The sequence below is a fragment of the Streptomyces sp. NPDC054757 genome, assembly GCF_053612185.1.
The window spans coordinates 1-24,476 of sequence record NZ_JBSHBW010000032.1; the positions used below are offsets into that span (position 1 = coordinate 1).

General features: G+C 70.8%; 19 protein-coding genes. 10 read left to right on the plus strand and 9 right to left on the minus strand.

Going from position 1 to position 24,476, the window contains the following annotated elements; all coding sequences use genetic code 11:
- Positions 1-51: 51 nt before the first annotated feature.
- From rbsD to ACWGKJ_RS29005, 5 genes are read right to left on the minus strand one after another with little or no spacing between them, the layout of a single operon-like run.
- Complete coding sequence (gene rbsD, locus ACWGKJ_RS28985) at positions 52-441, minus strand: D-ribose pyranase (protein ID WP_385019656.1); 390 nt, start codon at positions 439-441, stop codon at positions 52-54.
- Positions 438-1,343, minus strand: a complete 906-nt coding sequence (locus ACWGKJ_RS28990; RefSeq protein WP_385019658.1) for a ribokinase — start codon at positions 1,341-1,343, stop codon at positions 438-440. The genes rbsD and ACWGKJ_RS28990 overlap by 4 nt, the downstream gene beginning before the upstream one ends.
- Positions 1,344-1,403: 60 nt before the next feature.
- Entirely contained in the window at positions 1,404-3,377 is a 1,974-nt protein-coding gene (locus ACWGKJ_RS28995) for an ABC transporter permease/substrate-binding protein (protein WP_385019660.1), read from the minus strand.
- The gene (locus tag ACWGKJ_RS29000) at positions 3,367-5,034 is read right to left on the minus strand and encodes a sugar ABC transporter ATP-binding protein (RefSeq protein WP_385019662.1); all 1,668 of its coding nucleotides are present in this window, start codon (positions 5,032-5,034) and stop codon (positions 3,367-3,369) included. Before ACWGKJ_RS29000 ends, ACWGKJ_RS28995 begins: the two co-directional genes overlap by 11 nt.
- Positions 5,031-6,161, minus strand: a complete 1,131-nt coding sequence (locus ACWGKJ_RS29005; RefSeq protein WP_385019664.1) for a LacI family DNA-binding transcriptional regulator — start codon at positions 6,159-6,161, stop codon at positions 5,031-5,033. Before ACWGKJ_RS29005 ends, ACWGKJ_RS29000 begins: the two co-directional genes overlap by 4 nt.
- A gap of 253 nt (positions 6,162-6,414) precedes the next feature.
- Here ACWGKJ_RS29005 and recD2 point away from each other — a divergent pair, with 253 nt between their 5' ends.
- Together recD2 and ACWGKJ_RS29015 are read left to right on the plus strand one after the other, a co-directional pair.
- A complete protein-coding gene (gene recD2 / locus ACWGKJ_RS29010; protein WP_385019666.1) occupies positions 6,415-8,685 on the plus strand; it encodes an SF1B family DNA helicase RecD2 in 2,271 nt (756 codons plus the stop codon).
- A gap of 133 nt (positions 8,686-8,818) precedes the next feature.
- On the plus strand, positions 8,819-10,117 hold the full coding sequence (locus ACWGKJ_RS29015; RefSeq protein WP_385019668.1) for a citrate synthase: 1,299 nt from the start codon (positions 8,819-8,821) through the stop codon (positions 10,115-10,117).
- Between the two features lie 536 nt (positions 10,118-10,653).
- Here the strand turns inward: ACWGKJ_RS29015 and ACWGKJ_RS29020 are convergent.
- The 3 genes from ACWGKJ_RS29020 to ACWGKJ_RS29030 form a co-directional block, all read right to left on the minus strand.
- Positions 10,654-11,010 carry a heavy-metal-associated domain-containing protein gene (locus ACWGKJ_RS29020; RefSeq protein WP_385019670.1) on the minus strand — a complete coding sequence of 119 codons (357 nt, stop codon included), beginning with the start codon at positions 11,008-11,010 and terminating at the stop codon, positions 10,654-10,656.
- A 126-nt stretch (positions 11,011-11,136) separates the two neighbouring features.
- Positions 11,137-11,328: a helix-turn-helix transcriptional regulator gene (locus tag ACWGKJ_RS29025; RefSeq protein WP_385019672.1), complete on the minus strand. Its 192-nt coding sequence runs from the start codon at positions 11,326-11,328 to the stop codon at positions 11,137-11,139.
- Between the two features lie 300 nt (positions 11,329-11,628).
- A complete protein-coding gene (locus ACWGKJ_RS29030) occupies positions 11,629-12,519 on the minus strand; it encodes a sugar phosphate isomerase/epimerase family protein (RefSeq protein ID WP_385019674.1) in 891 nt (296 codons plus the stop codon).
- A 183-nt stretch (positions 12,520-12,702) separates the two neighbouring features.
- Between ACWGKJ_RS29030 and ACWGKJ_RS29035 the strand changes: the two genes are divergently transcribed.
- The 8 genes from ACWGKJ_RS29035 to ACWGKJ_RS29070 all read left to right on the plus strand — a co-directional run bounded on the left by ACWGKJ_RS29035 (position 12,703) and on the right by ACWGKJ_RS29070 (position 23,611).
- Positions 12,703-13,785: a PfkB family carbohydrate kinase gene (locus ACWGKJ_RS29035; protein WP_385019676.1), complete on the plus strand. Its 1,083-nt coding sequence runs from the start codon at positions 12,703-12,705 to the stop codon at positions 13,783-13,785.
- Positions 13,782-14,693 carry a Cgl0159 family (beta/alpha)8-fold protein gene (locus ACWGKJ_RS29040; RefSeq protein ID WP_385019678.1) on the plus strand — a complete coding sequence of 304 codons (912 nt, stop codon included), beginning with the start codon at positions 13,782-13,784 and terminating at the stop codon, positions 14,691-14,693. The genes ACWGKJ_RS29035 and ACWGKJ_RS29040 overlap by 4 nt, the downstream gene beginning before the upstream one ends.
- Positions 14,690-15,682 carry a 5-deoxy-glucuronate isomerase gene (iolB, locus tag ACWGKJ_RS29045; protein ID WP_385019680.1) on the plus strand — a complete coding sequence of 331 codons (993 nt, stop codon included), beginning with the start codon at positions 14,690-14,692 and terminating at the stop codon, positions 15,680-15,682. Before ACWGKJ_RS29040 ends, iolB begins: the two co-directional genes overlap by 4 nt.
- On the plus strand, positions 15,679-17,583 hold the full coding sequence (gene iolD / locus ACWGKJ_RS29050; protein ID WP_385019682.1) for a 3D-(3,5/4)-trihydroxycyclohexane-1,2-dione acylhydrolase (decyclizing): 1,905 nt from the start codon (positions 15,679-15,681) through the stop codon (positions 17,581-17,583). Before iolB ends, iolD begins: the two co-directional genes overlap by 4 nt.
- Positions 17,584-17,605: 22 nt before the next feature.
- Positions 17,606-19,105, plus strand: coding sequence for a CoA-acylating methylmalonate-semialdehyde dehydrogenase (locus ACWGKJ_RS29055; protein WP_385019684.1), 1,500 nt, complete (start codon positions 17,606-17,608; stop codon positions 19,103-19,105).
- 220 nt (positions 19,106-19,325) lie between these two features.
- Positions 19,326-20,633, plus strand: coding sequence for an iron uptake transporter deferrochelatase/peroxidase subunit (efeB, locus tag ACWGKJ_RS29060; protein ID WP_385019686.1), 1,308 nt, complete (start codon positions 19,326-19,328; stop codon positions 20,631-20,633).
- A gap of 295 nt (positions 20,634-20,928) precedes the next feature.
- The gene (locus ACWGKJ_RS29065; RefSeq protein ID WP_385019688.1) at positions 20,929-21,165 is read left to right on the plus strand and encodes a hypothetical protein; all 237 of its coding nucleotides are present in this window, start codon (positions 20,929-20,931) and stop codon (positions 21,163-21,165) included.
- A gap of 553 nt (positions 21,166-21,718) precedes the next feature.
- A complete protein-coding gene (locus ACWGKJ_RS29070) occupies positions 21,719-23,611 on the plus strand; it encodes a phospholipase C (protein WP_385019690.1) in 1,893 nt (630 codons plus the stop codon).
- An 81-nt stretch (positions 23,612-23,692) separates the two neighbouring features.
- On the opposite strand, the gene ACWGKJ_RS29075 is transcribed toward ACWGKJ_RS29070, so the two are convergent.
- A complete protein-coding gene (locus ACWGKJ_RS29075) occupies positions 23,693-24,361 on the minus strand; it encodes a hypothetical protein (protein WP_453315857.1) in 669 nt (222 codons plus the stop codon).
- Positions 24,362-24,476 lie beyond the last annotated feature (115 nt).

A 24,476-nucleotide genomic window follows, 5' to 3' on the forward strand; every position in this document is an offset into this window, starting at 1 on the left:
CCGGTCCACCGGACCGGGCCCCGACGCCGTCGGAGTCGGAACGCCGTCGGGTCAGAAGAAGACCCCGCACCGCAGCAGGACGTTCGCGTACGGACGCGCCTCGCCCGTGCGGACCACCAGGCGGGCGCCCGCCGACAGGCCCTTGAGGTCGTCGTGCGGGACCAGCCGCAGCTCAGGGAAGCGGGCGTCCAGCAGCTCCGCCGTCGCCGGGTTCGCCTCCCGTACCTCCTGGGCGGCTGTCGCGCCCTCCACCACCAGTTCGGCCAGCAGACCGTCGAGCACCTCGGCGAACGGCGGTGTTCCGGCCCGGAACGCCAGATCCACCAGGCGGGGGCCGGACGGGACCGGCATCCCCGCATCGCAGATCAGCACGCCGTCGCCGTGGCCCAACTCGGCGATGGCGCCCGCCAGATGGCGGTTGAGGATCCCGGACCGCTTCATTCCGCCCGCACCTCGGCGGCGGTCGGATAGGACTCCTGCGCACCCGGCCTGGTGACGGCCGTCGCACCCACCCGGGCGGCGAACGAGGCGGCCTGTGCCAGCTCCTCGCCCTGCCCGAGGCGCCAGGCCAGCGCGGCCGTGAAGGCATCCCCCGCACCGGTGGTGTCCACCGCCTCGACCTTGAGGCTGGGGACGTGCGCGCTCGTCCCCGTACGGCCGTCCGCGACCAGGGCGCCCGCGGCGCCCAGGGTGATCACCACGGAGCGCGGACCGAGTGCGAGCAGCGCCCGCGCCCACTCCTCGGGCGAGTCGCCCGCCGCGTCGCCCAGCACCGTCCTGGCCTCGTGCTCGTTGACCACCAGCGGGTCGCAGGCCGCGAGGACCTCGTCGGGCAGCGGCTGCGGCGGCGACGGATTCAGTACGAACCGGGTCTCATCCGGCAGTACGCGTGCCAGCTCGGTGACGGTCTCCAGCGGGATCTCCAGTTGCGTCGACACCACCCGGGCGGCCTCGAACAGGCTGCCCGCCGCGCGGATGTCGGCCGGGGTGAGCCGGGCGTTGGCGCCGGGGGAGACCACGATGCTGTTGTCACCCGACGGGTCCACCGTGATCAGGGCGACACCGGTGGGTGCGCCGCCGACGAGGACCCCGGCGGTGTCGACCCCTGCCGCGCGCTGCGATGCGAGGAGCAGCCGCCCGTTGGCGTCGTCCCCGACCCGGGCCAGCAGGGCGCTGCGGGCGCCGAGCCGGGCCGCTGCCACCGCCTGGTTGGCGCCCTTGCCGCCGGGGTGGATCACCAGGTCGGAGCCGAGGACGGTCTCGCCGGGCGCGGGGCGGCGCTCGACGCCGATCACCAGGTCGGCGTTGGCCGACCCTACGACCAGCAGGTCGTAGTCGTACATGTCAGTCCTGCTTTCGGGAGGGGGTGGCGGGTTTCGAGAGGGGTGGCGGGCTGCGGCCCGTCAGGAGAAGTCGGCTGCGTTCTTCTTGGTGACGACCTTGACCGGCACCTTCACCATGCTGCCGACCTTCTTGCCGTGCGTGGCCCTGATCGCGTTCTGCACCGCCAGTTTGCCCAGCTCGGCGGGCTGCTGGGCGACCGTGGCGTACAGGGTGCCGGCCTTGACGGCCTTCAGCCCGTCGGGCGTTCCGTCGAAGCTGACCACCGGGATCGAGGTGCCGGCCTTGCTGCCGAGCGCCTTGATGGCGCCGAGGCCCATCTCGTCGTTCTCGGCGAAGACCCCGGTGATCCCGTGGTTCGCCTGGAGCAGATTGGTCATGACGTCCAGGCCCTTGGTGCGGTCGAAGTCCGCGGGCTGCCGGGCGACGATCTTGATCCCCGGGTACGCCTTCATGCCCTCCTCGAAGCCCTGGCCGCGCTCGCGGCTGGCCGAGGTGCCCGCGGTGCCCTGGAGGACGACGATCCGGCCCTTGCCGCCGAGCTTCCCGGCCAGGGTCTTGGCGGCGAGCTTGCCGCCCGCGATGTTGTCGGAGGCGACGAGGGTGGCGGTGTCCGCCTTGTTGACGCCGCGGTCGGCCGCGACCACCGGGATGCCCGCCTTGTCGGCCGCGCGTACGGAGGGGGCCGCCGCGTCCGAGTCCACCGGGTTGATGATCATGGCCTTGACGCCGGCGCTGGTGAAGTTCTCTATCTGGTTGGCCTGCTGGGAAGCGTCGTTCTGCGCGTCGGTGACGGTCAGGTCGACGTGCTCCGCCTTGGCCTCCTGCTGGGCACCCGCCTTCATCTGCACGAAGAACGGGTTGTTCATGGTGGAGAGGGAGAGCCCGACCTTGGTCCTGCCGCCGGACGACGAACCGGAGTTGACGTAGGTGACAGCGCCCACGACGGCCGCCACCACGACGACGGCGACACCGGCCTTCGCCACCTGCCTGCCCTTGCCGCCGGGACCGCCGGAGCCGGCGCCCGCACCGGCCGCACCACCGGCACCAGGACCTGACCCGGCGCGGCGGCGCAGCGTGTCGAGCAGGACGGCGAGCGCGATGACCACGCCGATCACGACCTGCTGCCAGAACGCCGAGACCGAGAGGAGGTTGAGGCCGTTGCGGAGCACGGCCAGGATCAGCGCGCCGATCAGGGTGCCGGACGCCTTGCCGACACCACCGGCCAGGCTGGCCCCGCCGATGACGACGGCGGCGATGGCGTCCAGCTCGTACCCGTTGGCGGCCTGCGGCTGCGCGGAGGAGAGCCGCGACGCGAGGACGATGCCCGCAGCCGCGGCGAAGAGCCCGGAGAGTGCGTAGATGGCGAGCTTCTGCCGCTTGACCCGCAGCCCGGAGAGCCTGGCGGCCTCCTCGTTGCCGCCGATGGCGTACATGGAGCGGCCGATGTACGTACGGGCCAGGATCAGCGCCGTGATCAGCCCCATCACGATCATCACGATGACCGGGACCGGCAGCCAGCCGCCGAGCGTGTCACCGAGCGAGGAGACCGAGCCGGGGAAGGCGATCGGGCTGCCCTGCGAGATGACCAGCGAGAGCCCGCGGCCGATGGAGAGCATGGCCAGCGTCGCGATGAACGGCGGGAGTTTGCCGTACGAGATCAGTACGCCGTTGACCAGGCCGCAGGCGATACCGGTGGCGACCGCGAGGATCACCGCGATCCAGACCGGTATCCCCTCGGAGGTCGCCGTCCACGCCAGTACGGTCGCGGAGAGCGCGGCCACCGAGCCGACCGAGAGGTCGATACCGGCCGCGACGATGACGAAGGTGACACCGAACGCGAGGATCGCGGTCACGGCGGCCTGCACACCGACGTTGAGCAGGTTCTGGGTGGTCAGGAAGTCACCGGAGAGCAGCGACATCGCCACCACCAGGACGACCAGGGCGCTGAGTGCGCCGTTGTCGAGCAGGATGCGGCGGACGACCGCAGAGGCGCCACTCGCGCCCGTATTGCTCTTGAGCGTGTCAGTGGTCACGGGAACCCTCTGCTTCCTTCACTTCGCCTTTGGAGTGGGTGGAGTTGCTGTGCGCCGGGCCGGGCGGGGCGCTGACGGCGAGTGCCATCACCGCGTCCTGGGTGGCTTCGTGGGCCGGGAGTTCACCGGCGATCCGGCCCTGGGCCATCACCAGCACCCGGTCGCTCATGCCGAGCACCTCGGGCAGATCGCTGGAGATCATCAGGACCGCGTGGCCGGAGGCCGTCAGCTCGTTGATGAGCTGGTAGATCTCGACCTTGGCGCCGACGTCGATACCCCGCGTCGGCTCGTCCAGGATCAGGATCTTCGTATCGGCGAGCAGCCACTTGCCGATGACGACCTTCTGCTGGTTGCCGCCGGAGAGGGTGCGCACATGCTGGCCGAGTCCGGCCATCCGTACGCCGAGCTGTCCGGCGACCCGGGCCGCCGCGGCCTGCTGGCCCTTGATGTCGACGAGGCCCGCGCGGGTGGCGGAGCGCAGGGTGACCAGACCGAGGTTCTCCTCGACCGAGGCGTCGAGCACCAGGCCCTGGCCCTTGCGGTCCTCGGGGACCAGTCCGATCCCGGCGCCCATCGCCGCGTTCACGTCGTGCCGGGGGAGCCGTCTGCCGACGACGTCGACGGTGCCCCTGTCGTACGGGTCGGCCCCGAAGACCGCGCGGGCGACCTCGGTGCGGCCGGCCCCGACGAGCCCGGCGATGCCGACCACCTCACCGGCCCGCACCTCGAAGCTGATGTCGTGGAAGACACCGTCCCGGCCGAGACCGCGTACGGAGAGGAGGGGCTGCGCGGCGGGGGATTCGGGGGCGGCGGGCGCGGTGGCCGTGGTGGCCGTGGGGCTTCCGGTGGCTGCTGCTCCGGTGGTTCCGGTGGCCGTGGTGGTCCCCGGGGCCGGGGCGGCCGGGCGCTCCCTCGGGTACTGCTGCTCGATGCTGCGGCCCACCATCAGCCGGACCAGCTCGTCCTCGGGGGTGTCGGCGGGCACCTGGTCGATGCTGCGGCCGTCGCGGATCACCGTGACCCGGTCGCCGAGCGCGGCGATCTCCTCCAGATGGTGGGTGATGAAGACGATGCCCACGCCGTCCGCGCGCAGCGCGCGGACCAGCCCGAACAACTTCTCCACCTCACCCGAGGTCAGCACCGCGGTCGGCTCGTCCATGATCAGGACGCGTGCCTCCAGGCTCAGGGCCTTGGCGATCTCCACCATCTGGAGCCGGGCGATGCCCAGTTCACGGACCCGGGTCCGGGGCGCGATGTCGAGCCCTACCCTGGCCAGCAGCACGGCGGCGTCCTGCTCCATCCTGGCCCGGTCGATCATCCCGAAGCGGCGCGGCTGGCGGCCGAGGAAGATGTTCTCGGCGACCGTCAGATCCGGCACCAGGTTGAACTCCTGGTAGATCGTGGCGATCCCGAGCCGCTCGGCGTCCTGCGCGCCGTGGATACGGACCTCCCGGCCCTCGGCGAAGATCTTGCCGCTGTCGGGGCGGTAGGCGCCCGAGAGCATCTTGATGAGGGTGCTCTTGCCTGCGCCGTTCTCGCCGAGCAGTACGTGCACTTCGCCCCGGCGCAGGTCGAAGTCGACGCTGTCGAGCGCGACCACTCCGGGGAAGGTCTTGCGTATGCCTTCGATACGCAGCAACTCGTCGGGGACGTTCACCGGTTGCTCCTGTTCGGCGTCGGGGCGGTGGCGGTGGTGACAGGGGGGACGGCGGTGGTGACCGGGGGGACCGCGGTGGTGACCGGGGTGACGGCGGCGGGGGCCGCGGGGGAGACGGCAGGCGGGGAAGCGGGCGGCGGCTCGCCGCACGAGCGGCGGACCACCAGCCGCGCCGGGAGGATCGCGGACTCCGGCTCCCGGCCCTCCAGCCGGTCGATCAGCGCCCGCACGGCGGCCCGGCCCAGTTCACCGGTCGGCTGGGCGATGGCGGTGATCGGCGGATCGGTGTGCACGAACCACGGGATGTCGTCGAAGGCGGCCAGCGCGACGTCCCGCGGGATCCGCAGACCGTGGGCGCGGATGGCGTCCATGGCGCCGAGCGCCATCAGGTTGTCGGCGGCGAAGATCACCTCGGGCGGTTCGGCCAGCGCCAGCAGCCGGGCCGCCTCCCGGCGTCCGCTGCCGGCCTGGAAGTCGCCGTGCCCGATCAGCTCGTCCGGCAGCGGCAGCCCGTGCTCGCGCAGCGCCCCGCGGAAGGCGTCCACCCGCTCGCTGCCGGTGGTGGTCGTGGCCGGGCCCGCGATGATGGCGAGCCTGCGGTGGCCGAGTGCGTACAGGTGGGCGACCAGGTCGCGGACGGCGCCGCGCCCGTCGGAGCGTACGACCGGCACCTCCACGCCGGGGATCCAGCGGTCCACGAAGACCATCGGCACGCCCGCGCCGACCGTGTCGAGCATCAGCGGGGTGCCGCCGTCGGTGGGGCTGACCAGCAGTCCGTCGATCCGGCGGTCGGTGAGGGTGCGGATGTGGTGGTCCTGGAGGGCGGGCTGCTCGTCGGCGTTGCCGATGATCACGCTGTAGCCGTGCGCCCGTGCCTCGTCCTCGACGGAGCGGGCCAGCTCGGTGAAGTACGGGTTCAGCACATCGCTGATGACCAGGCCGAGGGTGCGGGTCTGCTGGGTGCGCAGCGACCTGGCCACCGCGTTCGGCCGGTAACCGAGGGCCTCCACGGCGGCCATCACCCGGGTGCGGGTGCCGGGCCTGACCGACGGATGGCCGTTGAGTACCCGGGACACCGTGGCGACGGAGACCTCCGCGCCGGCTGCGACGTCCTTGATGCTCGCCATCGCTGGACCACCTCCTTGTGGGCCGCATGGAATCGATTACACGGAGGATTGGAATCGATTACACGGCCCGCGGTCAAGAGGAGCCCGGCATTCCGTGATCCGATCGTGACTGCCCGATCGTCGTGACCGCCCGATCGTGACCGCCCGGTCGTGACGGTGCGGCTGCCCGGTCGTGACGGTGCGGCCGGGAGGCCCGGACGGTCGCACCCACCGCCCGTGCCGGGCTGTCGGACCCCGGCGGTAACGTCGCACCATGTCCAACATGGCAGTGCTGGAAGGGGTCCTGGAGCGGATCACCTACGCCAACGAGGAGAACGGCTACACGGTCGCCCGCGTGGACACCGGCCGCGGCGCCGACCTGCTGACCGTCGTCGGCTCGCTGCTCGGTGCCCAGCCCGGTGAGTCGCTGCGCATGGAGGGCCACTGGGGCTCCCACTCCCAGTACGGCAAGCAGTTCACCGTGGAGAACTACACGACGGTCCTGCCCGCCACCATCCAGGGCATCCGGCGCTATCTGGGCTCCGGGCTGATCAAGGGCATCGGCCCGGTGATGGCCGACCGGATCACCACGCACTTCGGCCTGGAGACGCTCGACATCATCGAGCAGGAGCCGGGGCGCCTCATCGAGGTGCCGGGGCTCGGCCCCAAGCGGACGAAGATGATCGGCGCTGCCTGGGAGGAGCAGAAGGCGATCAAGGAAGTGATGATCTTCCTCCAGGGGGTCGGGGTCTCCACCTCCATCGCCGTCCGGATCTACAAGAAGTACGGCGACGCCTCGATCTCCGTCGTGAAGAACGAGCCGTACCGGCTGGCGGCCGACGTCTGGGGCATCGGTTTCCTCACCGCCGACCGCATCGCCCAGGCGGTCGGCATCCCGCACGACTCGCCGGAGCGCGTCAAGGCCGGTCTGCAGTACGCGCTCTCCCAGTCCACCGACCAGGGGCACTGCTTCCTCCCCGAGGAGCAGCTGATCTCGGACGCGGTCAAGCTGCTCCAGGTCGACACCGGCCTGGTCATCGACTGCCTGGCCGAGCTGGCCGCCGAAGAGGGTGTCGTACGGGAGAGGGTGCCGGGTCCCGAGGGCGGCGATGAGCAGATCACCGCGGTCTATCTGGTCCCCTTCCACCGGGCCGAGATCTCGCTCGCCTCCCAGGTGGTCAGGCTGCTGCGCACCGAGCAGGACCGGATGCCCGCCTTCCACGGCGTCGACTGGGAGAAGGCCCTGCACTGGCTGGCCGGGCGCACCGGTGCCGAGCTGGCCCCCGAGCAGCAGGCCGCGGTCCGCCTCGCGCTCACCGAGAAGGTCGCGGTGCTGACCGGCGGCCCCGGCTGCGGCAAGTCCTTCACGGTCCGCTCCGTGGTCGAGCTGGCCCGCGCCAAGCAGGCCAAGGTGGTGCTGGCCGCGCCCACCGGCCGGGCCGCCAAGCGGCTCGCCGAGCTGACCGGCGCCGAGGCGTCCACCGTGCACCGGCTCCTGGAGCTGAAACCGGGGGGCGACGCGGCGTACGACAGGGACCGCCCGCTCGACGCGGACCTGGTCGTCGTGGACGAGGCGTCGATGCTCGATCTGCTCCTCGCCAACAAGCTGGTCAAGGCCGTCGCCCCGGGCGCGCATCTGCTGCTGGTCGGCGATGTGGACCAGCTGCCGTCCGTCGGCGCGGGCGAGGTGCTGCGCGATCTGCTGTCGGCCACCAGCCCCGCTCCGAACGTCCGGCTGACCCGGATCTTCCGCCAGGCCCAGCAGTCCGGTGTGGTCACCAACGCCCACCGGATCAACTCCGGGGTGCACCCGGTCACTCAGGGCCTGCCGGACTTCTTCCTCTTCGTGGAGGACGAGACCGAGGAGGCCGGGCGGCTCACTGTCGATGTGGCGGCCCGCCGCATCCCGCGGAAGTTCGGTCTCGACCCGCGCCGTGACATCCAGGTGCTGGCCCCCATGCACCGCGGCCCGGCCGGTGCGGGCACGCTCAACGGCCTGCTCCAGCAGGCGATCACCCCGGCCAGACCGGGGCTGCCCGAGAAGCGGTCCGGCGGCCGGGTCTTCCGCGTCGGCGACAAGGTCACCCAGATCCGGAACAACTACGACAAGGGCGCCAACGGTGTGTTCAACGGCACGGTGGGCGTGGTCACTTCGCTCAACCCGGAGGACCAGAAGCTGACCGTGCGGACCGACGAGGACGAGGAGGTGGAGTACGAGTTCGACGAGCTGGACGAGCTGGCCCACGCGTACGCGGTGACGATCCACCGCTCCCAGGGCAGCGAGTACCCGGCGGTGGTCATTCCGGTCACTACGGGTGCCTGGATGATGCTCCAGCGCAATCTGCTCTACACGGCCGTCACCCGGGCCAGGAAGCTGGTCGTCCTGGTCGGCTCCCGCAAGGCGATCGGCCAGGCGGTACGTACGGTCTCCGCGGGCAGGCGGTTCACCGCGCTGGACCACAGACTGGCAGGAGGCGGCACGGACGGCAGACCGTGGGAATCGTCACCCCGGGGTTCCGGAACCGGGGCGAAGAGGGCAGGATAAGCAGGTTGGCGGCACTCAGTGCCGCCAAATAGCCCAACGGGCGACCCCGAGTGCACTCTGCTGAGCCAAGTGGGGGATGGTAGAGACAGTCAGGGCACCTCGAAGAAGAGGCACTACGTCGGTGAGGGATGACGTGAGCGAGAACGCTAACAAGGCTGTAGTACTGCGGTACGGCGACGACGAGCACACCTACCCGGTGATCGACAGCACCGTCGGCGACCAGGGCTTCGACATCGGGAAGCTCCGAGCCCAGACCGGGCTGGTGACGCTGGACAGCGGATACGGCAACACCGCCGCCTATAAATCCGCGATCACCTACCTCGACGGCGAGCAGGGCATTCTGCGCTATCGCGGTTACCCGATCGAGCAGCTGGCCGAGCAGTCGAGCTTCCTTGAGACGGCCTACCTGCTGATCAACGGCGAGCTCCCCAAGGTCGACGAGCTGTCGACCTTCAAGAACGAGATCACCCAGCACACGCTGCTGCACGAGGACGTCAAGCGTTTCTTCGACGGCTTCCCGCGTGACGCGCACCCGATGGCGATGCTGTCCTCGGTGGTCAGCGCGCTGTCCACGTTCTACCAGGACAGCCACAACCCCTTCGACGAGCAGCAGCGGCACCTTTCGACGATCCGCCTGCTCGCCAAGCTTCCGACCATCGCGGCGTACGCGTACAAGAAGTCGATCGGCCACCCGTTCGTCTACCCGCGCAACGACCTCGGGTACGTGGAGAACTTCCTGCGGATGACCTTCTCGGTCCCCTCGCAGGAGTACGTGCCGGACCCGGTCGTCGTCTCCGCGCTGGACAAGCTGCTCATCCTGCACGCGGACCACGAGCAGAACTGCTCGACCTCCACCGTGCGTCTGGTCGGCTCCTCGCAGGCGAACATGTTCGCCTCGATCTCCGCCGGTATCAGCGCGCTGTGGGGCCCGCTGCACGGTGGCGCCAACCAGTCGGTCCTTGAGATGCTCGAAGGCATCAAGCAGTCCGGCGGCGACGTCGACACCTTCATCCGCAAGGTGAAGAACAAGGAAGACGGCGTGAAGCTCATGGGCTTCGGGCACCGCGTCTACAAGAACTTCGACCCCCGGGCGAAGATCATCAAGGCAGCGGCGCACGATGTCCTCTCGGCCCTCGGCAAGGATGACGAGCTGCTCGACATCGCGCTGAAGCTGGAGGAGCACGCGCTGGCCGACGACTACTTCGTCGAGCGGAAGCTCTACCCGAACGTGGACTTCTACACCGGCCTGATCTACCGCGCCATGGGCTTCCCGACCGAGATGTTCACCGTGCTGTTCGCGATCGGCCGGCTGCCCGGCTGGATCGCCCAGTGGCACGAGATGATCAAGGAGCCCGGCAGCCGCATCGGCCGCCCGCGCCAGATCTACACGGGTGAGGTCCTGCGCGACTTCACGCCGGTCGAAGGCCGCTGACACCGGTCGTGGCGGAAGCCCGCCGCCGTCGGCGGTCATAGCCGCACGGCAACCGAAAAGCGCCCCGCCGTCGATCCCCCCACGGGTCGACGATACGGGGCGCTTCCCGTTTCCCCGGGCGGATTCCCCCCACGGGATCCGGTCCGGGCGTCTGTTGGGCGCGGAGGCCGGCTCCGCGTACTGCTGCTGCCCCGGCACGCGATCTGCCGGGGTACGTACTCGACGGGTGGGCCGCTCAAGCTCCCCGTGGCACGTGCCCCGGCCAACGCTTGCCCGGAACATCCCCCAAGATGTTCCACCGGACGTCCCCCAAGACATCCTTGGCATCGTTCACTTAGACACTCGGGGCGCCGTAATGGTTACCCCCCAAAGCGTGTGATCTGAGTCTCGTTGTGAACGTCCTGTGAAGATACGCAATTCCGAGCCGTTTGTCACTACGAACAGCGAAGAGTTGGCCATGGCAATACCTGACGCTGGGGTTCCGGGCGGTTCGGTCATCACCCGGTCATCAGAAGATCTCCACGTACGGGCATGGATCAGGCCGGATCCACGAGCTCATAGCCCGCTTCGTGCAGCACCGAACGCACCGTTCCCTCGTCCAGTGGGGTCTGGGAGGTGACGGTCACCTGTCCGGTGGCCGCGACGGCCGTGACGCCGGTGACACCGGGCAGCTCGGCGAGTTCGAGCGAGATGGCGCCCTCGCAGTGCTCGGAGGCCATTCCGGTCACCCGGTAGACGGCGGTGACCGCGCCGGTCTCCGCTCCGGAACCGCCGCCGCCGCAGCATCCGCCGCCGCAGCAGCCCGATGCGGGGGCGTCATCGGCGGGCGGTCCGGACTGGGGGAGCCCGAGGTGGGCGGTGCCCGGCTTGGCGGTCTCTGTCTCGGCGCTCATGCTGGTCTCCTCTGCTGTGCGGGTCTGCTGTACGGGTGCGCGTGTACTCATCCATGGTGCGCCTGGGACTCCTGAGGGCCACCGGGGCCCGGGTGTTGCCCATGTCCGGGCCCCGGCGCGGCGGCGTCAGCGGCCTCTGTTGCTCGGCCTGCGTGACACCCAGAGCCGGACGGTCTCCGCGTACCAGTAGGGCTTTCCGTTCTCCACCTGATCGGGTGGCGGCAGCAGCCCGTGTTTCCGGTACGAGCGGACGGTGTCCGGCTGCACCCGGATGTGTGCGGCGATCTCCTTGTAGGACCAGAGCTTTCGGTCGGTCATGTCCAGCACCTCCCTGCCTGCCGCGCGACGCCGGCCTGGGGGCCGTCGGGGGAGTCGCGGAGCTGCGCATTGGTGATCAATTCACCCTCTCCCCGGACAACGGCGTCCGAAGAGGGCAGGGGTGGGGCTGTTGATCTCCTGTGACCGAAAGGCCGCGTAACGCGGACATGCGTGACGGGTGGGTAACTCCTGTGACTCAAGCGGCACATGGGACAGATGTGTCAGGAGCAACCCTCAGGAGCGACCTTCCGGACGCCACCGGCCCGGCACCATCCGGACGAAAGACCTGTGGGGCAGCCCTCAGGCCCCGCAGGAGCGAAGGAACGCGCGGGTGCGGCGGGCGATCGGCAGGGGCCGGTCGGGCGGGCACGGATACATGTCCTGCTCGACGATCGCGAACAGATCGGTCCCCAGCTTCCGCGCCGCGTCGAGTACCGGCTCCAGCGCCGGGAGCCCCTGCGGCGGCTCGCACATCACCCCGCGCGCCACGGCGGGCCCGAACGGCAGTTGTTCTGCCCGCACCTGAGCCAGCACCGCCGGGTCCACCTGCTTCAGATGCAGATAGCCGATCCGCTCCCCGTACGTCTCGATGAGCCGCACACTGTCCCCGCCGCAGTACGCGTAGTGCCCGGTGTCCAGGCAGAGCGAGACGAGATCCGGGTCGGTCGCGTCCAGGAAGCGGGTGACGTTCTCCTCGGTGTCGATATGGGTGTCCGCGTGCGGGTGCACCACGATCCGCAGCCCGAACCGCTCCCGCACCTCACGGCCCAGACGCTCTGTCAGCCGGGTGAGCTGCCGCCACTGGCCGGCGTCGAGGGTGTCGGACTCCTTCACCTCACCCGTCTTGTCGTCGCGCCAGAACGACGGGATGACGACGAGGTGCCCGGCCCCGGCGGCCTGCGCGAGTGCGGCGACGTCGGCGACATGCGCCCAGGTCGCGTCCCAGACGGCCGGCCCGTGGTGCAGCCCGGTGAAGACCGTCCCGGCCGACACCCGCAGCCCGCGCCGGGCGGTCTCGCCGGCGAGGCGGGCCGGGTCGGTGGGCAGATAGCCGTACGGGCCCAGCTCGATCCACTCGTAGCCGGACGCGGCGACCTCGTCGAGGAAGCGGGTCCAGGGGACCTGGAGCGGGTCCTCGGGGAACCACACGCCCCAGGAGTCGGGTGCCGAGCCGATCCGGATCTGCGTCATGGACCAAGGCTTCCGCCAGGCCCGGAACGCTGTCAAGCGTTCGTCCGAATGTCAGGACAATGCGTTGACAGGGCTCCGAGGGGGGAGTTAGACCTGAGGGCCCGTTGACCGGCCCCCGCCGTCCGGCCCCGGAGCCGGGCGCCGCCCGCCGATGGAGAGGCCATGGGGGGCATGGAGAGGCCGATGGAGAGGACGTGCACGGTGTACGACCTGATCACGATGGGCCGGATCGGGGTGGACCTCTACCCCCTGCAGGCCGGCGTGCCACTCGCCCAGGTCGACACCTTCGGCAAGTTCCTCGGCGGCTCGGCGGCGAATGTCGCGGTCGCGGCGGCGCGGCTGGGGCACCGGACGGCGGTCGTCACCCGGACGGGCGCCGACCCCTTCGGTGACTACCTCCACCAGGAGCTGCGGGACTTCGGTGTCGACGACCGCTGGGTGACCCCCGTGCCCGGCCTGCCGACGCCGGTGACCTTCTGCGAGGTGTTCCCGCCCGACGACTTCCCGCTGTACTTCTACCGGCAGCCGAAGGCGCCCGATCTGGAGATGTACGGGCATGAGCTGGACCTGGGCGCGATCCGGGCCGCGCGGGTGTTCTGGATGACCGGGACCGGGCTCTGCGCCGAGCCCAGCCGTACGGCGACGCTGGCCGCCCTTGAGGCCAGGAGCGCCGCACTCATCGCCTCGGATCCGGCGGCCCCGGCCGCCCCTGACTCCGCGGCGCCGGCCGTTCCGGATCCCGCCGCCCCAGCCGCCCCTGCCACCTCTGCCGCCCCTGATCCCGCCCCTCCGGCTGAGATCCGGGCCACCGTCTTCGACCTGGACTGGCGCCCGATGTTCTGGGCCGGCGAGCCGGGCCCGCACTACGCCCGAGCGCTGCGCCACGCCACCGTGGCCGTCGGCAACATCGACGAGGTCGAGATCGCCACCGGCGAGCGCGAACCCCGCGCGGCGGCCGAGGCACTGCTCGCCCGGGGGCCGGAGCTGGCCGTCGTCAAGAAGGGCCCCGGCGGGGTCCTCGCCGTCCACCGGGACGGACGCACCGCCGATGTGGAGCCTGTGCCGGTGGATGTCGTCAACGGCCTGGGCGCGGGCGACGCGTTCGGCGGGGCGCTCTGCCACGGTCTGCTCGCCGGATGGGAGCTGGAGCGCACCATCCGGTACGCCAACGCGGCCGGGGCCATCGTCGCCTCCCGGCTGGCCTGCTCGTCCGCGATGCCGTACGCATCCGAGGTCGACGCCGCCCTCCAGGAAGTGCGCCCGTGACCGGCGGCGCGGTGGCCTCGATCGGTGAACTCGTGGGCACCAGGACCCGCCATCCGGAAGCCGTCGCCGAGGCCGCCGCCCGCCGCGCCCGCAGACCGCTGCTCGGCGAAGGCGGCCGGCTGATGATCGTGGCCGCCGACCATCCGGCCCGCGGCTCACTCGCCGTCGGCGGCCGGGACCTCGCCATGGCCAACCGCCACGAGCTGCTGGAGCGGCTCTGCCTCGCCCTCTCCCGGCCGGGCGTGGACGGGGTGCTCGCCACCGCCGACATCCTGGAGGACCTGCTGCTCCTGGGCGCCCTGGAGGGCCGCGTCGCGATGGGCTCGATGAACCGCGGCGGTCTCGCCGGGGCCTCCTTCGAGCTGGACGACCGCTTCACCGGCCACCGCGCCCAGGATCTGGCCCGCCTCGGTTTCGACGCGGGCAAGCTGCTGCTCCGTATCGACTACGAGGACCCCGGCTCGCCCGCCACCCTGCACGCCGCCGCCCGCGCCATCGACGAGATGGCCGCCCGCGCGCTGCCGGTCTTCGTCGAGCCGTTCATCTGCCACCGGGTGGACGGCCGGCTCCGCAACGACCTCACGGCGGACGCGGTCACCCGCTCCCTGGCCATCGCGTCCGGGCTGGCCGGCACCTCCGCGTACACCTGGCTCAAGGTGCCCGTCACCGCCGACCCCGACGACATGGCGCGGGTGATGGAGACCACCACCCTGCCCGCGGTGCTGCTCGGCGGCGAACCGGGCGGCGACCAGGACGCCACGTACGAGAAGTGGCGCACCGCGCTCCGACTCCCCACCGTCCAGGGCCTGGTGGCCGGGCGCTCACTGCTCTACCCGGCGGACGGGGACGTGGCGGGCGCCGTGGACATCGCGGTGGGACTGCTCCAGCCGCCCGGGAGGGACGTATGAACGACAGCGGACATATGAGCGGCAGCCGACCCGTGCACGGCGGCCGACGTACGAGCGGCAGCCGCCCGGACGGCGGGGACGCGCTGGTGCGGGCGGGCAGTACGGCCCGTGCCCCGTACGCACTCGACATCGGTCCGCGGCAGGCCGGCTGGGACCGCTCGGCGCTGCGGATCCTGGAGCTCGCCCCCGGAGATTCACACGGTCTTTCCACGGACGACAGCGAATGGATCGTGCTGCCGCTCGCCGGGGGCTGTACGGTCCTGGTCGACGGAGAGAGTATCGAACTGCGGGGCAGGGCAGGGGTGTTCGACGGAGTCACCGACTTCGCCTATCTGCCGCGTGATTCCCGCGCACAGATCTCCTCCGGTGCGGGAGGCCGGTTCGCCCTGGCAGGAGCGAAGTGCGAGCGACGACTCCCCGCCCGCTACGGCCCCGCGCCGGAGGTCCCCGTCGAGCTGCGCGGCAGCGGCAGCTGCTCGCGCCAGGTCAACAACTTCGCCGCCGCCGACACCTTCGTGTGCGACCGGCTCATCGCGGTCGAAGTGCTCACCCCCGGCGGCAACTGGTCGTCCTTCCCGCCCCACAAGCACGACGAGGACCGCCCCGGCCGGGAGTCGGTACTCGAAGAGATCTACTACTTCGAGATCGAGGGCGGCGGCCCCGGCTACCACCGGGTCTCGCCGTCCAGGCCCGGCGGCACCGATCTGCTCGCCGAGGTCCGCAGCGGGGACACGGTGCTGATCCCGGACGGCTGGCACGGTCCTTCGATGGCCACCCCGGGGCACCACATGTACTACCTCAATGTGATGGCGGGGCCGGGCGCCGAGCGCGAGTGGCTGATCAGCGACCACCCCGACCACGCGCGGATCCGGGAGACCTGGGAGACGGAGCCCGTCGACCCGAGGCTCCCGCTGTACGGCAACGGGGCCCAGCCGCCCGGCGAAGGGGCCCACCCGCACATCAACAGCGCACCGGAGGAGGCCCCATGATCGCCAGTCAGCCGGATGACCGGCACCCCGGCACCCGCCGGCTGACCACCGCCCAGGCCCTGGTGGCCTTCCTGGCCCGCCAGTACACCGAACGCGACGGCCGCAGGCAGCGGCTGATCACCGCCACCTGGGGCATCTTCGGCCACGGCAACGTCGCCGGTATCGGCCAGGCGCTCGTCGAGTCGGGCCAGGACACCATGCCGTACCACCAGGGCCGCAACGAGCAGGCGATGGTGCACGCCGCCGTCGGGTACGCACGGCAGTCCGGGCGGCTCTCCGCGCACGCCGTCACCACCTCCATCGGCCCCGGCGCCACCAACCTGGTCACCGGCGCCGCACTCGCCTCCGTCAACCATCTGCCGGTGCTGCTGCTCCCCGGAGACGTCTTCGCCTCCCGCCCCGCCGACCCGGTGCTCCAGCAGCTCGAAGTCCCCTACGCGGGCGATGTGTCGGTCAATGACTGTCTGCGGCCGGTCTCCAAGTACTTCGACCGGATCACCCGCCCCGAGGCGCTGATCCCGGCCGCGCTCGCCGCGATGCGGGTGCTGGCCGATCCGGAGCTGACCGGTGCGGTGACGCTCGCGCTGCCGCAGGACGTACAGGCCGAGGCGTACGACTGGCCGGAGGAGTTCTTCGCCGAGCGGGTCTGGCGAGTGCCCGTACGACGGCCGGACGCCACCGAGCTGGCCGACGCGCTCGCCGCGGTCCGCGCCGCGCACCGCCCGCTGATCGTCGCGGGCGGCGGGGTGCGCCACAGCGGCGCCCAGGAGGCCTTGCGCGCTCTCGCCGACACCACCGGCATCCCGGTGGCCTCCACCCAGGCGGGCAAGGGCTCGCTGCCGTACGACCACCCGGCGGACGTCGGGGGCATCGGCCACACCGGGACCGCGACCGCCGACGGTCTTGCCCGCGCCGCCGACCTGGTGATCGGAGTCGGCACCCGGTACACCGACTTCACCACCGCTTCCGGGACGCTCTTCCAGCACCCCGGCGTCCGGTTCGTCAACATCAACATCGCCGGGTCCGACGCGCACAAGCTGTCCGCGCTCCCGCTCGTCGCGGACGCCCGCGCCACCCTGGAGCGGCTGACCGGCGCGCTCACCGGACACCGGGTGTCCGCCGCGTACGAGGGCGCGTACCGCGCGGCGAAGGCCGAGTGGGAGGCGCGGGTCACCGCCGCCTACACCGGCAGCGAGGACTCGGCGCCCACCCAGGCACAGGTGCTCGGGGCGCTCGACGCGCTGGTGACCGGCGAGGACATCGTCATCAACGCGGCGGGCTCGCTCCCCGGCGACCTGCACCAGCTCTGGCGGACCCGCTCCGCCGACCAGTACCACGTCGAGTACGGCTACTCCTGTATGGGGTACGAGATCCCGGCCGCGATCGGCGTCCAGCTGGCGGCGCCCGGCCGGCCCGTCTGGGCGCTGGTCGGCGACGGTACCTATCTGATGAACCCGACCGAGCTGGTCACCGCGGTCCAGGAGCGGCTGCCGGTCAAGGTCGTCGTCCTGCAGAACCACGGGTACGCCTCGATCGGCGGGCTCTCGGAGTCGGTGGGCGCCGAACGCTTCGGTACGGCCTACCGCTTCCGGGCCCCGGACGGCACGTACACCGGCGGCCCGCTGCCGGTCGACCTGGCGGCCAACGCGGCCAGCCTCGGGATGGCCGTCCTGCGCGCCAAGACCCTGCGTGACCTGCGGGAAGCGCTGACCGCCGCCCGTGCGTCGGACCGTCCCACATGTGTCTACGTGGAGACCGAAACGGCAGACACAGTGTCGGGGCCGCCCCCGGCGCAGGCGTGGTGGGATGTTCCCGTGGCCGAGACCGCCACCCGCCCCTCGGCGGTCGGGGCCCGGGAGGAGTACGACCGGCAGGTCGCGGCCCGACGCCGTCATCTCTAAGGCTTTGTAAGGAGCGTTCACCATGAAGACCGTCAACCACTGGATCGGTGGCAAGGCCGTCGACGGCACATCGGGCAACTGGGGCCCGGTCACCGACCCGGCGACCGGCGCCGTCACCACCCAGGTCGCGCTGGCGTCGGCCGAAGAGGTGGACGCGGCGGTCGCCTCGGCGAAGGCCGCGTACGCGACCTGGGGGACCTCCTCGCTCTCCGCGCGCACCACGGTCCTCTTCCGCTACCGCGCGCTCCTCGACGCCCACCGTGACGAGATCGCCGCGCTGATCACCGCCGAGCACGGCAAGGTGCACTCCGACGCGCTCGGTGAGGTCGCCCGCGGTCTGGAGATCGTGGAGCTGGCCTGCGGGATCACCACCCAGCTCAAGGGCGAGCTGTCCACCCAGGTCTCCAGCCGGGTCGACGTTTCGTCGATCCGGCAGTCGATCGGTGTCGTCGCGGGCATCACGCCCTTCAACTTCCCGGCCATGGTGCCGATGTGGATGTTCCCGCTGGCCGTCGCCTGCGGCAACACCTTCGTACTGAAGCCCAGCGAGAAGGACCCGTCGGCCGCCAACCTGCTGGCCGAGCTGGCCACCGAGGCCGGTCTGCCGGACGGTGTGCTGAATGTGCTGCACGGCGACAGGGTCGCGGTGGAGGCCCTGCTGAGCCACCCGGATGTCGCCGCCGTCTCCTTCGTGGGCTCCACCCCGATCGCCCGCCACATCCACGCCACCGCCACCGCGCACGGCAAGCGCGTCCAGGCGCTCGGCGGTGCCAAGAACCACATGCTGGTGCTGCCCGACGCCGACCTGGACGCCGCGGCCGACGCCGCGGTCTCCGCCGCTTACGGCTCCGCGGGCGAGCGCTGCATGGCGATCTCCGCTGTCGTCGCCGTCGGCTCCGTCGGCGACGAACTGGTCGAGAAGATCCGCGAGCGCGCCGAGAAGATCACCATCGGCCCCGGCAACGACCCGTCGTCCGAGATGGGCCCGCTGATCACCAGGGCCCACCGCGACAAGGTGGCCTCGTACGTCACGGGCGCCGCGGCGCAGGGCGCCGAAGTCGTCCTGGACGGCACCGGGTTCACCGTCGAGGGCCATGAGGACGGCCACTGGATCGGCCTCTCGCTGCTCGACCGGGTCTCCACCGAGTCGGACGCGTACAAGGACGAGATCTTCGGCCCGGTCCTGTGCGTGCTGCGGGTCGGCACGTACGAGGAGGGCGTGGCACTGATGAACGCCTCGCCGTTCGGCAACGGCACCGCGATCTTCACCCGGGACGGTGGCGCGGCCCGCCGCTTCCAGCTGGAGGTCGAGGCCGGCATGGTCGGCGTCAACGTGCCGATCCCGGTGCCGGTCGGCTACCACTCCTTCGGCGGCTGGAAGGACTCGCTCTTCGGCGACCACCACATCTACGGCAACGACGGGGTGCACTTCTACACCCGCGGCAAGGTCGTCACCACCCGCTGGCCCGACCCGGCGGACGCTCCGGCCGGGGTCGACCTGGGCTTCCCGAGCAACCACTGAGTCCGGACGGCCTGTTCGGGCCGCCGGTCCCGGTGGCCCGTTCCGGTCCGGCCCCACCGACACCGCACCCACACCGCACCGACACCCCCCCGTACGCCCAAGGGCCGGGGCGCCTTGCGGGACAGCACGGGGTGACGACACCATGCGGCGGTATGCCCACGGCAGCCCCGGGACGGGGAGCCGCGGCAGGGCTCAGCACGGGTGCGGCGGAGGGAACGGTATGGGTGGGACCGGTACGGGCGGGAGCGGTATCGGCGGGGACGGCACGCACGGCGCGAAGGCCGTGCGCGGCGCGGACGAGGTGCGCAGACGCGGATTCCTGCGGAGCGCGGCGCTGGGCATGGGCACCGTGGCGGCCGGGGCCGCCCTGGTGGGCGCGGACCGCCCCGCCGCCCCCACCGGTCACGAGTCCGGCCCGGCCCCCGCATCCCGTACGGACTTCCACGGGCCCCACCAGGCGGGGGTCCTGGGGGCACCCCAGCGCACCACCGTGTTCGCGGCCTTCGACGTCACCGCCGACGGCCGCCGGGAGCTGGCCGAACTGCTGCGCACCCTCACCGACCGGGCCCGGTTCCTGACCACGGGAGGGACTCCGCCGCCGCTCGGGATCACTGCCCCGCCCAGCGACTCCGGTGTACTCGGACCGCAGGTCCCGGCGGGCGGACTGACCGTCACGGCCGGGGTCGGTGCCTCTCTCTTCGACGGCCGCTTCGGGCTCCACGGCCGCAAGCCGCTGCGGCTCACCGCCATGCCGTCCTTCCCGGACGACGACCTCGACCAGGCCGAGTGCCACGGCGACCTCAGCGTGCAGCTCAGCGCGGAGAGCCCGGACGTGGTGCTGCACGCGCTGCGGGACATCGCCCGGCACACCCGGGGCGCCATGCAGGTGCGCTGGCGGATGGACGGCTTCAGCAGCCCGGCCCGGCCCAGCGGAACACCCCGTAACCTGCTGGGCTTCAAGGACGGTACGGCCAACCCCGACGCCCGGGACGCGTCGGCGATGGACCGGCTGGTCTGGGTGGGCGCGGGCGCCGAGCCCGGCTGGACGGCGGGCGGCAGCTACCAGGTGGTGCGGCTGATCCGGATGCTGGTGGAGTTCTGGGACCGGGTCTCGCTGACCGAGCAGGAGCGGATGTTCGGCCGCGTCCGCGACACCGGCGCCCCGCTCGACGGGAACCACGAGTCCGACTCCCCGCGGTACGCGCAGGACCCCAAGGGCGATGTGATCCCGCTGGACAGCCATATCCGGATGGCGAATCCGCGTACCCCGAAGACCGAGGGGCAGCGGCTGCTGCGCCGGGCGTACAACTACGACCGGGGCATGGACTCCAACGGCAATCTCGACATGGGGCTGCTCTTCTGCTGCTACCAGCAGGACCTGGCCCGGCAGTTCGAGACGGTGCAGAAGCGGCTCGCGGGTGAGCCGCTGGTGGACTACATCAAGCCGTTCGGCGGGGGCTATTTCTTCGCGCTGCCCGGAGTACGCGACCGCACGGACTGGCTGGGCCGGGCGCTCCTCGCCCGGTGAGACCTGAACCGGAGATTCGTCGCGCTCACACCATGACGACTTTTTCTCCGAAGTCGTGAAGGGCCGTCAAGTCGGATTTCGCAGTGTCTGACTATGTCTGACTGTGCCTGCCAGGGTCTGACTGGTCGGCTTTGTCGGGGGCTTGTAACAAGGGTCCTGGTGGCTTTGGGACGCGTGGTTCCGGTGTGTTGAACTGAGGTGTGTCCGGGGTTTCTCCGGGCAGAAGTTGATCTGACGCGGCCGGTACCCCATGCGGCCCGGCGCGGTCCGGCCCTTTTTACACGAGGAGATATGCATGAAGTCATGGCGTAAGCGAATGACCTACGGTCTTGCCGTCGTTGCCGCCACGGTCGCGATTCCTCTGACCGCTGGTTCCGCCTCCGCCGCCAGCTGGCACGACATCGCCGGCGGCCCGGAGATGTACCCCAATATGGCCGCGTGCCAGGCGGACATCCCCCGCGCGAAGCAGCAGTACCAGGACGCCACCTGTGTCGACAACAAGGGGCGCATCTCGCTCTGGGTGCTGTACTGATGCCGCAGGGCTGATACCGCGGTATGGATACGGATTCCGTAGTACGCATTCCACAGCCGCCCGCACACGCCGGGGCTCCGTAATCCGACAGGCACTGTCGGTGAATTGAGGAGTTTCCGTGACGCTCGTCCTCAGGGCTTGGCGGCATTGCGCGTAATGACCCGTCATACGGATGACCTCCGGCGCATGGCGCCGGGCCGCCGCCTCAATCGGCTTCTCCGACGGGCGCTCGTATCCGGAGTTCCCGCAGCGGAACTCCCCAACTCCGCACAGCGGCCCCACCTCTCCCTGCACCAGGGGGCGGCGGGGCCGTTTCCGTGGTCGGCGGGACGCCAAACACGGACGCGGCCGTGAACCGGGACCGGCCGACGACCCGGATCAGCCGTGACGCACCACCGAGCGGCGCACAGGGGGATCCCATACGGGCTGTTCACCCCCGCGACACGGCAGCGCAGCCGTCCGGTCGTCGCGGCCGCGCACCATCTCCGCGTAAGCGACACGCCAGGCAGGCGGAAGCCGACAGCCGGCAGCGGACAGTGGAGGCGGGGAGACCATGGTCAGCACAGGGAGAACGGCGAGGCCCGGACGGCGGGCGATTCGGTGGGGCGCCTGCGCCGGGGCCGCGGCGCTCGCCGTGCTCGGGGGTCCGGCCCCCGCGTCCGCGAACCCGCACGGCCAGGGTCACCACGGCGGCGGCCACCCCATCCCCACCGCAACGCCGGTGAAGCACCTGGTGGTGATCTTCCAGGAGAACGTCTCCTTCGACCACTACTTCGGCACGTACCCGAAGGCGGCCAACACCGACGGTACGAAGTTCACGGCGGACCGGCACACCCCGAAGACCGTCAACACCCTGAGCAACGCGGGGCTGCTGAAGAAGAACCCGAACCAGTACACGCCCCGCAGGCTCTCCGCTTCACAGGCGCTGACCTGCGACCAGAACCACAACTACGGGCCCGAGCAGTACGCGGCCAACGGCGGCAGGGACGACCAGTACGTCCAGAACACCGACTCCGGAAAGTGCTCGGGGAACCTCTTCGGCGAACCCGGCCTGGTCATGGACTACTACGACGGCAACACGGTCACCGGACTGTGGAACTACGCCCAGCACTACTCCCTCGGCGACAACGCGTACAGCTCCACCTACGGCCCCTCCACACCCGGCGCGCTCAACCTGATCTCCGGCCAGACGCACGGAGTGACCTCCGCCGACCCGGCGTCCGGCACCGAGCACCCGAAGCAGACGGCGAAGCCGGACGCGTACACGGTCGTCTCACCCGACGCCAAGGGCGTCGGCACGGTCACCAACGACCCCGACCCCGCGTACGACGACTGCTCGAACAGCGACCACACCAGCAAGAACGCCCTCGCCGTGATGCACGGCGGCAACATCGGTGACCTGCTGAACAAGAAGAACGTCAGCTGGGGCTGGTTCCAGGGCGGATTCCGGCCCAGCACCGCCTGGAACGGCGAGCAGGGCGCGTACGCGACGTGCTCGGGCAGCACCCACACCAACACCGGCGGCGCCGCGTCCGTCGACTACAGCCCGCACCATGAGCCGTTCCAGTACTACCGGTCCACATCCAACCCGCACCACCTGGCCCCGGAGAACGTCGGCGAGATCGGCCACAGCGGGCGCGCCAACCACAACTACGACCTGACGGACTTCGACGCCGCCCTGAAGGCCGGCCGGCTGCCCGCGGTGAGCTTCCTGAAGGCGCCGGAGTTCCAGGACGGCCACGCCGGATACTCGGACCCGTTGGACGAACAGCACTTCATCGTCGGCCGGATCAACCAGCTGCAGAACTCCCCGGAGTGGAAGGACACCGCTGTCGTCGTCGCCTACGACGACTCGGACGGCTGGTACGACCACGCGTACGCCACACCGCGGAACGGCTCGAAGGACACCACGACCGGTTCCAACGGGAAGCCCACCGACAGCCCCGCCTGCCAGGCGGGTCCCCGCCCGGCAGGCGGCTACGCCGACCGCTGCGGCCCCGGCACCCGGCAGCCGCTGCTCGTCATCTCCCCGTACAGCAAGGTCAATTCGGTCGACCACACCCGCACCGAACAGGCTTCGGTCACCCGGTTCATCGAGGACAACTGGCACACGGGCCGCATCGGCGACGCCTCGTTCGACGCCCGCGCCGGTTCGCTGACATCGGCCTTCGACTTCCGGCACCCCAACAACAAGCAGGTCCTGCTCAACACGGACGGCTCGGTCCGGTCGGTACGCCCCATCCCCGCTCACCCGTCGCGTCCGCACTCCACGACGCTCACGAGCACGACCGGCTCCGCGACCCGCTCCGACCTCGCGACCCGCGACGCAGCAGCGGACGCCTCGTCATCGGCGGCGCTGTCGACCGGTATCGGGGCGGGCCTGGTGGTGGCAGCGGGCGGCACCGCTGTCGGACTGCGGCGCCGAAGGTCGCGTACGGACGGTTGAACCTACGGACGGCGCTGAGACCCGACCGGCGCGCGCCAGGCCCTGCCCGTGCTGGGCCTGGCGCGCACCCTGTCCGGCGGATCAGCCTGCGGCCTGTCCCGAGCCCGAGGTGTCCGACCGGCGCGGTCGGGGCGTCTGCATCTGACGGAACAGGGAGCTCAGGTCCGCGATGTCCGAGGACGACGGCGTCCGCACCGGCTTCGCGGGACCGAACTTCTTGTAGTCGACCACCACCTTCATGGAGTCGAGGTCCTCCTTCATGCGGACCGGCTTGTCATGGCCGTCGATCCAGATGTCGAAGCTGATCGAGTCCACCGAGCCGGGGAACTGCTGGAGCAACCGCTTCCTGCTCTCGGGCCCGAGCGCGGGTCCCGCCGCCCCCAGATCATCCTTGGACAGTGTGGCGTGGTAGTGGGTCGCTGCCCTGCCGAGCACGGTCTCCTTGCCAACTCTCCTGGCATCCCTGGTGTACTTCAGGGACTCGATCCCCTGCGTGGGATCGTCACTGCCACCGGTCATTGCGTCCGCATTGGATTCACCGATGACGGACGGCAGATCGATCCGTACCCAGTGCTTGCCCTTCAACCGGCCGCTCGCCTGCGGAATCACGCTGTAGTAGTACACGTTCTGTACCAGCAGCATGTTGACGTTCCTGCCAGACGCCAGGCCATCCAGTCCGACGGACTTCGCGTCCGTCCGGCCGTCGAAGGTGAGGCCGTCACCCCAGGAGTACGTCCCTTCCTTCGTCACCGGTTCATTCGTGGAGGACGGTCCAACTACCGACGAACCGGCGGCGAACGATGTGGTCATGTGTACCTCGGCCGAGCCGTACTTCTTTGTACTGTCCGTCGCCCGCTGAAGGGCG